We start from the raw sequence: 13,299 nt of genomic DNA, 5'->3' as shown, positions 1-13,299 counted from the left end.
GGCCCCCGTGCCCGCGCCGGAGCTCTCGTCGCCGGGCCCCGGGGCCCCGCCGGTCGCGCCGGCCTCACTCATGCCGGTCATCGATCCCCTCCCGTCCGCGGCCCGGGCGAGCGGTCTGGAGCCGCTCGCAGGCCAGCATGATTCCAGCGGTCCCCGCCGCCAGGACGACGCCGGCCGCCAGGCCCATCCCCTGATTCTGGGCACCGGGCGAGCCGATAAGACGGTAGAGGACCACCGGCAAAGTAGGGGTTCGGGGCCGCGCCAGGAACGACGTCGCCCCGAACTCCCCCAGGCTCGTGGCCAGGGCGAAGCCCGCCGCCAGACCGCCGGCGCGCAGCAGGTGCGGCCCGTCGACGGTGGCCAGGACCCGGCCCGGACCCGCGCCGAGCGCGGCGGCGGCCTCGCGCTGACGCGGATCAATGGCCCTCAGCGCCGGCAGGAGGGTGCGCACCACCAGCGGCACGGCCACGACCGCCTGGGCCAACGGCAGGATCCACCAGCTGCGGGTCAGTGCCAGCGGCGGGCGGGCGAGCGTGATGAGGAAGCCGAAGCCGACCGTCACGGCGCTCACCCCCAGGGGCAGCATGAAGACGGCGTCAAGCAGGGCCAGGCCCCGGGCGAGCACCCGGCTCCGCGGTCGGCGCGAGACCACGAGGCTGACGGCCGCGCCCACGGCCAGAGCGATGAGGGCGGCCGTCACCGCCACCCGCAGCGAATTCGCGGCGGCCTCCCATACGGTGACTCTCAGCGCATTGCGCCCGCCGGTGGTCGACAGGTCCGTGTAGTTCGCCGTCGTCCACCGCCCCGCGCGTCGCAGGGACCGAGCCGCCAGGACGGCGATCGGCCCGATGAGCAGGCCGACCACGACCGCCAGGGTGAGGGCCAGAGCCGGCAGGTCGCCGCCGCCCAGCCTGCGCGCGGGCACGTCCAGGCGCAGGGCGAGGCCCGTCTGGCAGGCGCGACGAGCACGCTCGGCCGCCGACAGGGCGACGGCGATGACGACCAGTTGGAGGATCGATAGGACCGCGGCGGCCCGCAGGTCGAGGTCCTGGGCGGTCAGGATGTAGATCTCGGTCTCGATGGTGCCCGTGCCGCTCCCGCCCAGGACCAGGACGACCCCGTAGGCGGTGGCGCAGAACAAGAAGGCGACGGAGGCGGCCGAGGCGATGGCGGGGACGAGGCTCGGCAGGGTGACAGTGCGCCAGGCCCGCCAGGGCGAGGCCCCCAGGGTGCGGGCGGCTTCGACGGCGCGCGGATCCAGTCGCGCCCACATGGTGCCGACGGTGCGCACGACCAGGCCGTAGTTGAAGAAGACCATGGCGGCGACGACCGCCGTCGTCGTGCCGTCCAGGCCGGTGCCGCCCAGGGGGCCGCCGGCGGTGAGCAGAGCGTGGAAGGCGATGCCGACGACGACGCCGGGCAGCACGAAGGGCACGATGACGACGGTGCGCAGCAGGCCGCGGCCGGGGAAGGAGCGCCGGTAGAGCACGGCGGCCCCGGGCACGCCCAGCACGACGCACACGGCGGTGGCGGCGGTGGCCTGGATGAGGGTGGCGCGGATGACCCGCCAGGTGCGCTCGCGCGCGAGGACTTCGACGACACCGCCGAGGTCGGGGCGGCCGCCCGGGGCCAGGCCGCGGGCGACGAGGGTCGCCACGGGGAGGGCGAAGAAGACGGTGAGGAAGGCCAGGGGCAGACCGACGGCGAGGGTCCAGCCCGCCCGCTCCCCCGCGCCCGGCCGCGGGCCCGCTCGCCCCCCGGCGGGGCGAGCGGACTCTGCCGGCTCAGTCGAGCCGGGTGGGCCGGGTGGGCCGGCGTGCGCGCGCGACCCCTTCACGCGCCGACGGCCTGCGTCCACGCGGCCAGCCAGGCCTCGCGGTTGGCGGAGACCTCGGCGGCGTCGGCGATGATCGGGGAGTTCGACGCGGCGCCGAACGTCGTCATCGACTCACTCACCGTCGCATCGGGGTTGATCGGGTAGACGTACATGTTCTCCGAGAAGGTGCTCTGCACCGCCGTGGACAACAGCCACGTCAGGAACATCTTGGCTCCCTCCGGATTGGCCGCGCCGGCCAGCACCCCGGCGTACTCGACCTGGCGGATGGCCGTGGTCGGCAGCGAGGCGGTGGTGGTGGCAGAGCCGTCGGCGGTGACGGTGGCGGCGGGCGAGGAGGAGTAGGACACGACGATCGGGTGGACGCCGCCCTCCCCTCCGCCGGAGAAATCGGTGTAGTAGGCGTTCGACCAGTCCGAATCGATCGTGACGCCGTTGGCCGCCAACTGCTTCCAGTAGTCGGCGAAGCCGCCGGTCTCGGCCGTCCCGAAATGGTTGACGGTGGCCACCAGGAAGGCCAGCCCCACGGAGGAGGTCGAGGGATTGATGGCGACGAGCAGGTCCTTGTACTCGGGCTCGGTCAGGTCCTCGAACGCGGCCGGCGGGGCGGCGCCGTGCTCGGCGAACCAGGCGGTGTCGACGTTGACGGCGACCTCGCCGAAGTCGATGGGGGTCAGGGCCGGGGCGTCGGACAGGACGTACTGGTCGGCGCCGGCGGGCAGGGCGACTGCGGCGGAGGTGTCGAGGACGTCCTCCTCCAGGAGGCGGGAGGCGAAGAAGCTGTCCACGCCGAAGAAGGCGTCGCCCAGCGGGGCGTCCTTGGTCAGGACGAGCTTGTTGGTCAACTCGCCGGCGTCGCCGGAAGCGACCAGCTCCAGAGCGCAGCCGGTGTCGTTCTGGAAGGCGCTGACGAGGTCGTCGGGCACGGAGAAAGTGTCGTGGGTGACGACGGTGACGGTCTTGCCGTCGCCGGCGGTGTCGCCGCCCGCGTCCTTGGAGCCGCAGGCCGCGAGCGCCAGGCCGACGGCGGTGGCCGCGCCCGCGGACACCACGGTGCGGCGCGGCAGCGCGCCGGATCCGCCGGCGGAAGCGGTGAGACGGGCGGGGCGGGCAGTGGTCATGGTTCCTCCTGGGCGGATTCCGGGAGGGCCCGGGCGCGGCGGCCGAGGCCGGAGCCGCGTCCGGGGAGATTCGACTCGACTTCCTTCGCCGGTGCTGGCCGGATCAGGTTCGAGGGTCTGCGGTCGCCCGCACTCTCAGCACCGTGGTCGTCGGAGTGGGACCGGGCCCCGGCCCCGCCGACGTCGGGCGCTCCCCTGTCGTGGTGGGTCGAGTTTAGACGATCGGCGCCCGGACGGCGGGAGGCTGATTCTGCGCGAGAGCGCGGACGTCGTCCACGAATCGATTCCACGACGGGGACGACGGGCGCGCAGGTTTGTCCGGCTTCTTTCCGGCGATGATGCGTCGTGCAATGAGATCCGCTATCGCGGGAGACTCGGACTTGATGTATTTCTTCTTCCCCCGAGTGTGCTTATCCGTCCGCGAGGTCAGAAGAGCGGCCGGGTCGTTGTGATTCTCAACCGCTCCCGTCGGGAGCTTGAGATCACGCCATGCGCCAGGATTCAACGCCCGAATAGAGTCCGGGAAGAGCAGCCACCACGCCTCGGTCATCTGAACCGGGACGACGGCGCAGATGCGCCATGGACAGGGAATGGGACCTTTCTTTTTCTTTCTTCTACTTGTCAAATACCCGAAATTGCGCGCAGTTCTCATCTCATCCAACTGGGCCTGGAGGGTTTCCCGACGCCTTTCACCATCTTTCCCGTCGGCATCCTGGTGGACGAGGACGGCGTGGACCGGCCGGGAAGCCTCCTGAGCCGCGATCGTATCTCCGATGTCATCCATCCAGCTGCGCACCGACTCGCTCGAAGCCCCTCTGGTCAGCGAAGGCGGATCTTTGATGACCTTGATGTCATACGAGTCATTCACCCCCGGAGCCAGGGCCGGGATGAGCGCCCTGATCGCTTGCGCGTCATAACTACTCCTACCCGCCTTTCCCCGACCGCCTTCACCGAAGACAAGAATGACAGGGCTCCTCCTAGCCAACACTCGGCACTCCGTCGAGGACTCCGGAGTACCAGAGCTCCCCCAGACCTCGACCGCTCGTTCCCCGGCTGGCCGCGAGCTGGCCAGCCGTGAGCACGGGGATCACGGACTCGCCGGTCTCGGGATCCCGGTCGCACAGGATGAGCTCCTCGGACTCGAGCCGGTTGACGAGGGTCGGCGAATGCGACGCCGCGATGATCTGGGTCCGCCCGGACGCCTCCCGCATCCGATCCACAAGAACGTCCAGGGCATAGGGATGCAGGCCGTGGTCGACCTCCTCGATGACGGTGAGATTCGGAGGATCCGGGTCGTGGAGAGCGGTGAGGAGCGCGAGCATGCGCACCGTGCCGAAGGAGGCGTCGGCGAGCTCGATCGGCCTGCGCAATCCATTCTCGTGGAGCTCCGCGACAACCACGTGGGCGTCCCCTCCACGAGTCTCGAAACCGACGGAGTCGAGACCCGGCAGGCACTGCCTCAGATCACGAACGAGTTCCCTGAAGGCGTCCGGGGCTGCGTCGTAGATCTGCTGAAGCGCGGCTGACAGGTTCGCCGTCCCCGGAGCGAGGCGCCTCTGATCGAAGCGGCTGGGCCGGCGTGCGGCGGGGACGTCGGGATCCAGATAACGGATCGAGGAGAGGAAGGAGACGAACCGGCTGGGGCCCTCGCCGAGCCAGTGCGCGTTGATCCGGGCGTCGGTCAGCGTCAGGGAACTCGTCTTATTGCTCCTGTTCCCCTGCACCTTCACCGCATCCACGCCCTCGAGGGCGAAACCGAGCCGTCGTCCACGGCCGGCGGTGCGCTTGTATTGGAAGTCCTCCGTCCGCCGAATACCGGCGTCGTCCTTGTCGAGGGTGAGAATGTACTCGTCCGGCGCCCCGGAGGAGGCGTTCTCCGTGACCTCGGCCTTGATCGTGAGTTCGATCGGGCCGGCATCGCCGGTGGCCCGGTGCAGCTGCTCGTATCCGCCGTGCTGATCGACGGCGGTGGGGATGTCCGTGCGGGCGGTGTCCCTCACCAGCTGAAGAACGGAGAGCAGATTGGACTTGCCGGAGCCGTTGGGACCGGCAAGGACGGAGAAGGACCCGAACTCGACCTCGACATCGACGAAGGATCGGTAGTTCTTCGCCTGGATCGAGCGCAGAGGCGTCCTCGGCTTCCCAGTGCTCATGGTCGTACACTACCGGGCGCACCTGAAATTCCATGAGATTCCTGAGGCGGAGCCGCCCCGCGCCATGCGCGGACACCGGCGCCGCGCCGTCGGCCGTCGCGCCGAACCGGCGAGTGAGGCATGATCGGCGCTGAAGCGCCCCCGCAGTCCCGCGGGGCGCGCCGTCGTCGGCGCACGAATCGGAGGAACGGAGCCACCATGACCGACAGCAAGCAGAACGACTTCGCGTGGAAGGCCACCTCGGCCCTGACACTGCTCGCCTCCGGCATCGTCGCGGAGAAGGTCGTCGCCGCCGGCTGGAAGGCCGTGACGGGCAGGCCGGCTCCCAAGAAGGACCAGCTGCTGACCTACCGGCTCGGGGATGTGGTCGCCTTCGCGGTCGCTTCCGGAGCGGTCCTCTCGCTCACGAGCCAGCTCACCCTGCGCCGGGCCGCCAAGTGGTACAGCGACCGGGGGCTGGCCCCCTTCACCGACGGAGCCCCGGCGATCGGGGCCCTGGAGGCCTGAGCGCGGGGAGAGCGCCGGGGGCCGGAGGTCCGGGGCCACGCACCCGCCGGCCCTCTCAGCGACCCGGGACGCCCGCGCCCGCACGGCCAGCGACGCCCGCGCCTTACCCGTATCAGGACGCCCGCGCCCGCACGGCGCCCCGACCTCCATCGGACGTCCAGGGCCGGGGCGCTCGTCGCGAGCGCGAGCAGCACGGCCGGCCACGCCAGGGCCAGGCAGCCGAGCACGACGGCGATCCGCAGAAGAATCGCTGGCTGAAAGCCCTCGGCGTGCGCATCGACAGCCGTTCTGCACGTGACGATCACGAGCAGCAAGGCGGTCGTGACCAGGACCGGCACGAGGACGAACGAGCCGCGGATGGCAACACCTTCGAGAACGGCGCCCCCTCGGCCAGCGCGGCGACTCCCACGGCGACGACGGCGATCGCGAGCGCCCCGAGGGTCCAGCGCAGTGCCATCCCGCCGCCGGCTCCCGGCGACAGTGCGCCCATCGGGAGCCGGGTCGGAGGGCACCTGCCACGCACTCGGATGCCCGTCCTGCGCGTCGGATACCTCGTTGGTCGGGAAGCCAATGAGTCGCTCAACGTCATCGACGAACAGGGCCAGGTCGAACAGATCAGTACCGGTCGACGGGGTGACGAGGAGATCGATGTCCGAATCGAAATCATCCTCCCCTCGGACGGATGATCCGAAAACGTGAGGATTGCTCAGGCCATGAGACCCAGCGCAAGCGATGATCTCGTCGGCCTGCATGGTAAGTGGAAGTAACGGCCGGTAGTCAGCGGCCCTCAGTACCCTCTCGAGCAACTCATCGGGCACCGCACGAGTCCCAAACTCCAGCTGCACCAAGATCGACTGACTTAGTCCAGCACGCTGAGCCAGCTGAGCCTGTGTGAGCTCCGCGTCCAAACGCGCAGCATGGATGAGCGCTGAAGAAGCGTCATCTATGCGGAAACGACCCACGGCGCCAGCATATTGCACTCCCGCTACCGGAACCGATCGCCTCTCCCCAGCCCTGCCGGACCACGCCCTGGCGCGCAGCCTGAAAGACCGGCGGGACAAGGAGGTCCCCACCGGCAGGCTCTCGTCCAGGTAAGGATTATGATTCGCGCCCCGGCCGCCGGAGTACGCAGGGATAGACGCTACGTGGCCGATGCCGGGCCGCTGCTGGAACGTCTTCACCGGCTCATGCGCGCGGACGTCGCCACTCGCAACAGGCGCAAGGCCGCATGCCCGACGCCGCCTACGACGATCTGGAGGCGCGGATCGCGGTGCTGCGCGAGGCGGAGGAACTGGCCTCCATCCGTCCGGATCTCGACGGGGCGCAGATCATGGCCGAGCTCGTGATGAAGCCCGGGCCGGTCGTGGGCGAGACCTATCGCTTCCTGCTGGACCTGCGCATGGAGCGGGGGCCGCTCGGTGAGAAGCCAGCGCGGCAGGCGCTGCGCTCCTGGTGGGCCGTGCGCGGAGAGAGGTGACGGCGGCGGGAGTCGGCCGAAAGGCAGTACGAGGACAGTACTTCAACCCTTGAACCGATGCTTCGCCTGTTTGAGGTGTACAGCATGGAGGTAAGCGGCGAAGTACGTGAGGGGACGTGCTGGCGACGTTATCGCCCGGCTCCCAGGGGGTCGGCAAAGTCGGTTCAGGTGGTTGGTCGGGTGAGTAGCTTGTTGGCTCGTTTGGGGCGTCGTGGCAGGGATCTGGTAGTTGAGGCGATAGCGGCTCGGAGGCCGTGGGCCAGCCAAATGAGGCCGGGTGGCCAGGTTGCGCGGGGCGGCCGAGACCAAAGGGGCCGTTGCGGATGCGCAGCTGGTGGCGGTCTTCGTCGAAGACGACATCACGGACCGACGTGGAGCCGGCTCTCGATTCCCCCGTGTCCTTGGATCCAGGCTGCGACGGCCTCGGGCCGGGCATCGGTCATGAGCAGAGAGCAGACCCGGGTAGGCCCCTCGACGTGCTTGCTGCCCTTGACCGTCAGAAGGTAGTGACCACCCGGGCCCACGATCCACTCAGCGGTGTCCACCTGAATGCGTATCGCATCAGCGGTGACCACCACCCCGTCCAGGTCGAAGGGTTCGAGCAGCTCGCTCAGGGAGGGGACCTCTGGTTGGACTTGACAGCCACCCGCTGCTGGGTCAGGACCGTGCCCGTGGACTGGTCCAGGGCAAGCAGAAGATGAGGCGCCGGACCGTCGTTGTTGCGGGCCCCACTCACGGTCTTACCGACGCGCCACGACCGCAAGCCCGATGGGCAGTCCCTAGTCCGACGGTAGTCGGGAGAGCACCCCGGCCACCTCCTGGCGCTGGGTGGCGGTGAGCCTGGAGACATTGAGGTTGCCGGCGTGGCCGGTGTGGATCGGGGCCAGGCGGCGCTGGTTCCAGTCCTGACCCGGAAGACTCACGCGCAACGCCGACAACAGAAGAGACGACGATAAACGACACTGGAACCAGCAGTCAAACATCTCCCGAAAAGAGCAGCCCCTACAGCGGGCGTCCCATAAATAACCGACCACCAACTCTACAACAAATCAACGACACGAATCTGCTTTAATCACACTATATTATTCGTCATGGCGGTTTAACCGGCACCTCGTTCGTGACCAATGTGCACGAATGGGCTGCGGCGAAGGCGACCAAGAGGTAGTCGGCGGCCTCAGCCGTGAACTCGTGTAGCGCCGCGGGCTTGAAGTTCTGCGAGCGCGCCCACTCGGACAATCTCGAAAAGTACTGCGTCGTCCTCTGGTCCAGCTGCCGGAAGAAACTATGATGCCCCTGCGCCCACTTAGCGAGCTCGTCGTCTCCCCGAAGCAGTTCTTCCTCGACCTTCTCGATACTGAACACGCACCCCGCACGATGAGCCCGCTCCAGCCACTCCCAGAAGCCGGGAGCGTTATCGAAAGCGTAGTACCGGTTCTTCGCCTCGATCAGGACGTTGGAGTCGACGAGGTACATCACGCGGCCCTCACCTTTTCCGTCAGCCCCTCGAAGGTCGAGTGCCTCCTGGCCCCGAACAGCCGGTAGGCGTCCCTGTACGTCGTCCGGCCCTCCAGCGTCGAGGTGATGACCGCCCGGGCGAAGGGGCGCCCCAGCCGTCGCAGCTGAGTGTTGCAGTAGTTGCCACCGGCGCCCCGTCACGCGTGGTTCGCGCCAGCCCTATGACCCGCTCCCGCTCGACGTCGTACCGAGTGGCGTACTCCTTTCTCGTGAGGCACCCGGCGTCGAGGAGCCTGCCGAGCACGACGAGGGTGCTCACCTTGTACATGCGCGCGAGGCGGTCCAGCTCGTCCTCGTCAGCACTCCCCCGATATTGCTCTCCCAGGGAATCCAACGGTACGAGCGTCTCCGCCGCGACGCGGTTGCACCAGCACTCCCCCACCTTACCTCCCCGAGCGTCGAGACAGTATCGAGCAGATCAGCGGATGGCTCGACCACCCCGGCATCGCGGATCGTGCGCATGTCCGGAATCGGAATGGTCTCGACCGGGGGTTCGGGCAGGAACAGCATGCCGAAGGGCGCGTGCGTGTCAGAGGCGAACTTCTCCAACTGCTCGAGAGTGGGACGGGAAGCGCCTGCGAGCCAGTCGGCGAATTTCAGGGCGCGACGGAGGGCCGTCTCCTTATCCCAGCCGGCTCTTCGCACGGCCCAGCGGAGTAATTCCGGGGCGACATCAACGCGGACGACGCCCATGGTGCTCTCTCCGCTTAGCCTCGTCTCCGGCTTGCTCCAGTGTACCGGCCCAGAGCGCGCCGAATCCTCCCCCGTCTGCTCGACAGCCCGGCCGCGCGGCCGGGCCCGGCAGCGCACCGGACTGACCTCGCACCACCGAGGCCGCGGCGGGTCCCTTACCCGGGCCCGAACCGATCTCGGCAAAGCTCGCGGCCCCTCGCGGACCGGCCTGCGGACCGTCGCGCGGGTCCGACCCCCGCCGGCAACTAGGCTGCTCGCATGACCTCCCTCGCGATCGTGCATCTCACCTGCGCCGTCGTGGTCGCTCTCGCCACCGTGGCGGGCGTGGCCGTCTTCGTGCGCGCCTGTTGCACGATCATCAACCGGATGCGCGTGGGGCGACCCGTGCCGCGCGACCGCCTGCGGCCGGTCGGTCGCAGGCTGCTGCGCATGCTCGCCGAGGTCGTCGGACACACCGCCTTCAGGGGCCGCCCCTGGGTGCGCGCCGCCCACTGGCTGGTCATGGTCAGCTTCCCACTGCTGTTCCTGACCCTGATCACCGGCTACGGTCAGGTGCTGGCGGGCCCCGCCTGGGAGCTGCCGTGGCTGGGCCGCCAGGCCTGGTGGTCGTGGGTGGTGGAGTCCATCGCCTGGCTGTCGACCGCCGGCATCGTCCACCTGATCGTGGTACGGCGCCGGCTGACCCGCCGCGGCGCGGCCGCCCCGCCCTTCGACGGCGACTCCGCCGGCGCCACCCGCACCCGCACCTCCCGCTTCGCCGGCTCCTCGGCCGGTCAAGCGCACTTCGTCGAGGCCGTCGTGGCCGGCGTCGTCGTCTGCGTCCTGGTGCTGCGCATGCTCGAGCACGCCCGGCTCGCAGTCTGCGCCGACCCGGCCCCGTCCGGCTGGACCCACTACCCGCTCACCGCGTGGACCGGACCGGCGCTGGAACCGCTGGGCACCACCGGCCTGGGCATCGCCATCATCGTGGTGGCCACGATCAAGGTCGTCGTCTCGATGGGCTGGTTCGTCGTCGTCGGCCTCCAGCCCTCCATGGGCGTGGCCTGGCACCGCTTCCTGGCCTTCGTCAACCTCTACGCGCGCAGCAGCACGGACGGCACCAAGTCGCTCGGCCCCGCCAAGCCGCTGCTCTTCGAGGGGCCCGACGGCGCCCCCGAGCCGTTGACGGCCGAGACCCTGGACGACCTCGACGCCGCCATGGAGGCCGCCGAGGAGAAGGACGAGGAGGTGAGCCTGGGCGTGGGCCGGATCCAGGACTTCACCTGGAAGGGCCTGCTGGACTTCTCCACCTGCACCGAGTGCGGCCGCTGCCAGGACCTGTGCCCGGCGTGGAACACGGGCAAGCCCCTGTCCCCCAAGCTCTTCGTGATGGCGCTGCGCGACCACCACGCCGCCGTCGCCCCCTACCTGCGGGCCGCCGACGCCCTGGGCGTCACCCCGGAGGAGGTCACCAAGGAGATGCTGGCCGAGCGTCGCGCGGGCGGGGGGATCGCGGGCCGGATCACCGGCATGACCGACGGCCTGGAGAACGACGACCGCCTGGGCCTGGCCCCCGGCAGCGCCCACACCGGCGACGTGCTGGGCGCGCTGCTGGCCGCCAAGGCCGCCCCTTCCGAGACGGGCGTGGCCACGAGCCCGGCCCCGCTGGCCGGCGACGTGATACCCGCCGACGTGCTGTGGTCGTGCACCACCTGCGGGGCGTGCGTCGACCAGTGCCCGGTGGACATCGAGCACCTCGACCACGTCATCGATATCCGCCGCCAGCAGGTCCTCATGGAGTCGGCCTTCCCCCGGGAACTCGGTCAGATGTTCCGCAAGCTGGAGTCCAAGGGGAACCCGTGGGGGCTGGCGCCGCGCAAACGCATGGACTGGGCCAAGGGGCTGGACTTCGAGGTGCCGGTGGTCGGGGTCGATGTCGAGGACGCCACGGCCGTCGACTACCTGTTCTGGGTGGGCTGTGCGGGGGCTTTCGAGGATCGGGCCAAGAGGACGACGCGGGCGGTGGCCGAGCTGCTGCACATCGCCGGAGTGAGTTTCGCGGTGCTGGGGGACGCCGAGGCCTGCACGGGCGATCCGGCCCGGCGGGCCGGCAACGAGATCCTCTACCAGATGCTCGCCTCCCAGAACGTCGAGACTCTCACCGAGGCGAAGGTGCAGCGGATCATCGTCAGCTGCGCCCACTGCTTCAATACGATCTCGCGCGAGTACCCGCAGATCGACGGGCGCTTCGAGGTCCTGCACTACACCCAGCTGCTCAGTCGCCTCGTGCGCGAGGGGAGGCTGAGGCCCGCTCCTCCGGAGCAGGCGGCCGCGGCGCAGGAGGGCGGAGCTCCGGCGAATGCGGCGGACGAGACAAACGGGACCCCAGCGGAGGAGGCCCCGGCACTGCGAGCGAGCACCGGTGCAGCAGGAGGGTCCGGCGCGGGCCGGGCCGCGACGGCGTCCGCCGCCTCATCGCAGCAGGCCGCCCGGGTCCCGGCGCCGACCGTGACGTATCACGACGCCTGCTACCTGGGGCGCCACAATCGGATCTACTCGCCGCCGCGCGAGTTGCTGGAGGCAACCGGTGCCACCACGGTCGAGATGCCGCGCAACCAGGAGTCGGCTTTCTGCTGCGGAGGCGGTGGGGCGAGGGCCTTCATGGAGGAGTCGATCGGTACGCGCATCGCCGTTGAGCGCTCTCGCGAGGCGATCGGCACCGGCGCGCAGGTGATCGCCACCGCTTGCCCGTTCTGCACCACGATGCTCTCCGACGGCGTCGCCTCCGAGGGCGCGGACGTACGGGTCACCGACGTCGCCTCCCTCATGCTGGAGGCCGTGCATCGCGGGCAGGGTTGAAAGTTCGAGTGTCTTCAACCGGCCCCGCGCGCGGTCGTACCCGGATGCGCGCAGTCGTACCTTAGAACCTCCTCGAGGTAGATCCAGCGCACGGAGCGACCACGCGCCACCCGAAAGCGTCGAATCACCGGCATCCACCCTCCTGCTGGCCTACTGGGGTGCACCGGCACCGCCCTCCTACTGGCCTACTGGGGCGCATGGGGCTCCTGAGACGCAGTAGGACTCATCCAGGCGCAGAGGTGCTCAGAGGCGTGTCCAAATCTGTCACAAAGGGCTCATTTTGTACCATGCGGCGCACTGCAGTTCGTTGACATCACGCGGATCGCCCACGCCTTCGGGTGTACAAAGTCGGCCTTTGTGGCAGATTTGGACATCTTTGAAGATCAGAGCCGCCGCGGGCGGCATCGAATGAGCAGCGCCGATGAGGTCGCGGGCTCCACCCGGCGACACCGGCGACACCCAGCGAGAAAGCCCCCGGCCTCACCCTCGTTTCCGGTCGCCCAGCCATCCGCCCAGCAGATAGCCGCCGTACACCGCCAGCGCCCCCAGCGAGTTGGCGAGAATATCCCAGTTCGTATCGGTCAGGCTGAGTCGCACCAGACCGGCCCTCACCGTTGCGAGCTCGAACAGCTCATTGATGCAACCGAGCGCCGAGACCAGTGCGAACAGCGAGAACGCCTCGATCAGCCAGTGGCCGCGCCAGCCCAGCGACCGCTTCAGGTAGTACCACAGCAATCCGGTGAATACGCCGCCGCCCACGAAGTGGGTGGTGAAGCTGGTGTCCTGCCCGTCGATCAGCGGCGACGGCAGGTACCACGACACCGCGAACATCGCGCACGCCGCGTAGAGCCACCAGCGCCAGCGCCGCTCGTCGACGAACCCGGCCCGGCGCAGCACCACCGGCACCGCCACGGCCAGGGCAATCGGCACGCAGGCTGCCGTGCAATGAAGAATAATCACAGACATCATCCGAGGAGTGCAGAGGACGGGGGACATGCGGATTCCGAGGAGCGGCCGCAACTGGGCCACCGCAACCGGACTATTCCGGCCGGTACTCCGGCCGACCGGGCGACCGGCCCGGGGTCCGCTCGGCGCCGACGACCGGGCGGGCAGGGGACCCGCGCTCAGTCGGGCGACCGGTCCGGAGCTCGCGCTGCGCCG

Annotated in this window: 13 protein-coding genes and 2 pseudogenes; 4 read left to right on the top strand and 11 right to left on the bottom strand. The window is 69.4% G+C overall.

From position 1 onward, the window contains the following. Nucleotides 1-64 precede the first annotated feature (64 nt). From HMPREF9062_RS02500 to HMPREF9062_RS02485, 4 genes are all read right to left on the bottom strand, one after another. Nucleotides 65-1,837, bottom strand: coding sequence for an ABC transporter permease (locus HMPREF9062_RS02500; protein ID WP_156789938.1), 1,773 nt, complete (start codon nt 1,835-1,837; stop codon nt 65-67). After that, nucleotides 1,834-2,955 carry a thiamine ABC transporter substrate-binding protein gene (locus HMPREF9062_RS02495; RefSeq protein ID WP_009748443.1) on the bottom strand — a complete coding sequence of 374 codons (1,122 nt, stop codon included), beginning with the start codon at nt 2,953-2,955 and terminating at the stop codon, nt 1,834-1,836. The genes HMPREF9062_RS02500 and HMPREF9062_RS02495 overlap by 4 nt, the downstream gene beginning before the upstream one ends. Nucleotides 2,956-3,169: 214 nt before the next feature. Continuing rightward, on the bottom strand, nt 3,170-3,823 hold the full coding sequence (locus HMPREF9062_RS12810) for a hypothetical protein (protein ID WP_156789937.1): 654 nt from the start codon (nt 3,821-3,823) through the stop codon (nt 3,170-3,172). A 109-nt stretch (nt 3,824-3,932) separates the two neighbouring features. After that, nucleotides 3,933-5,108 (bottom strand): AAA family ATPase, encoded by a 1,176-nt coding sequence (locus HMPREF9062_RS02485; RefSeq protein ID WP_009748441.1) that lies wholly within the window; start codon nt 5,106-5,108, stop codon nt 3,933-3,935. Nucleotides 5,109-5,306: 198 nt separating this feature from the next. Here HMPREF9062_RS02485 and HMPREF9062_RS02480 point away from each other — a divergent pair, with 198 nt between their 5' ends. Together HMPREF9062_RS02480 and HMPREF9062_RS13420 are read left to right on the top strand one after the other, a co-directional pair. Next, nucleotides 5,307-5,615, top strand: coding sequence for a DUF4235 domain-containing protein (locus tag HMPREF9062_RS02480; protein WP_009748439.1), 309 nt, complete (start codon nt 5,307-5,309; stop codon nt 5,613-5,615). Nucleotides 5,616-5,884: 269 nt separating this feature from the next. Then, nucleotides 5,885-6,301: a hypothetical protein gene (locus HMPREF9062_RS13420; protein ID WP_009748438.1), complete on the top strand. Its 417-nt coding sequence runs from the start codon at nt 5,885-5,887 to the stop codon at nt 6,299-6,301. Between the two features lie 102 nt (nt 6,302-6,403). Here HMPREF9062_RS13420 and HMPREF9062_RS13415 read toward each other — a convergent pair. Next, nucleotides 6,404-6,577: pseudogene (locus tag HMPREF9062_RS13415) on the bottom strand (helix-turn-helix domain-containing protein); the annotation flags it as partial. 174 nt (nt 6,578-6,751) lie between these two features. Between HMPREF9062_RS13415 and HMPREF9062_RS02470 the strand changes: the two are divergent. Then, nucleotides 6,752-7,092 (top strand): annotated as a pseudogene (locus HMPREF9062_RS02470) (CCA tRNA nucleotidyltransferase); the annotation flags it as partial. A gap of 359 nt (nt 7,093-7,451) precedes the next feature. On the opposite strand, the gene HMPREF9062_RS12805 reads toward HMPREF9062_RS02470, so the two are convergent. The 5 genes from HMPREF9062_RS12805 to HMPREF9062_RS13410 form a co-directional block, all read right to left on the bottom strand. Then, nucleotides 7,452-7,667: a hypothetical protein gene (locus HMPREF9062_RS12805; protein ID WP_050795244.1), complete on the bottom strand. Its 216-nt coding sequence runs from the start codon at nt 7,665-7,667 to the stop codon at nt 7,452-7,454. A gap of 35 nt (nt 7,668-7,702) precedes the next feature. Beyond that, nucleotides 7,703-7,828 carry a hypothetical protein gene (locus tag HMPREF9062_RS13760; protein WP_009748435.1) on the bottom strand — a complete coding sequence of 42 codons (126 nt, stop codon included), beginning with the start codon at nt 7,826-7,828 and terminating at the stop codon, nt 7,703-7,705. A 43-nt stretch (nt 7,829-7,871) separates the two neighbouring features. Then, a complete protein-coding gene (locus HMPREF9062_RS12795; RefSeq protein WP_156789935.1) occupies nt 7,872-8,015 on the bottom strand; it encodes a hypothetical protein in 144 nt (47 codons plus the stop codon). A gap of 166 nt (nt 8,016-8,181) precedes the next feature. After that, a complete protein-coding gene (locus HMPREF9062_RS02460; protein ID WP_083820079.1) occupies nt 8,182-8,565 on the bottom strand; it encodes a DUF4411 family protein in 384 nt (127 codons plus the stop codon). 297 nt (nt 8,566-8,862) lie between these two features. Beyond that, nucleotides 8,863-9,300, bottom strand: coding sequence for a hypothetical protein (locus HMPREF9062_RS13410; protein WP_034253572.1), 438 nt, complete (start codon nt 9,298-9,300; stop codon nt 8,863-8,865). A gap of 258 nt (nt 9,301-9,558) precedes the next feature. Here HMPREF9062_RS13410 and HMPREF9062_RS02450 point away from each other — a divergent pair, with 258 nt between their 5' ends. Next, on the top strand, nt 9,559-12,138 hold the full coding sequence (locus HMPREF9062_RS02450; RefSeq protein ID WP_009748431.1) for a (Fe-S)-binding protein: 2,580 nt from the start codon (nt 9,559-9,561) through the stop codon (nt 12,136-12,138). A 480-nt stretch (nt 12,139-12,618) separates the two neighbouring features. On the opposite strand, the gene HMPREF9062_RS02445 is transcribed toward HMPREF9062_RS02450, so the two are convergent. Next, the gene (locus tag HMPREF9062_RS02445; protein WP_009748428.1) at nt 12,619-13,107 is read right to left on the bottom strand and encodes a hypothetical protein; all 489 of its coding nucleotides are present in this window, start codon (nt 13,105-13,107) and stop codon (nt 12,619-12,621) included. Nucleotides 13,108-13,299: the final 192 nt, after the last annotated feature.

Source organism: Actinomyces sp. oral taxon 448 str. F0400 (genome assembly GCF_000220835.1).
Taxonomy (GTDB): domain Bacteria; phylum Actinomycetota; class Actinomycetes; order Actinomycetales; family Actinomycetaceae; genus Actinomyces.
Note: the sequence above shows the minus strand (reverse complement) of the source record. Positions and strands in the feature narration are given on the sequence as shown.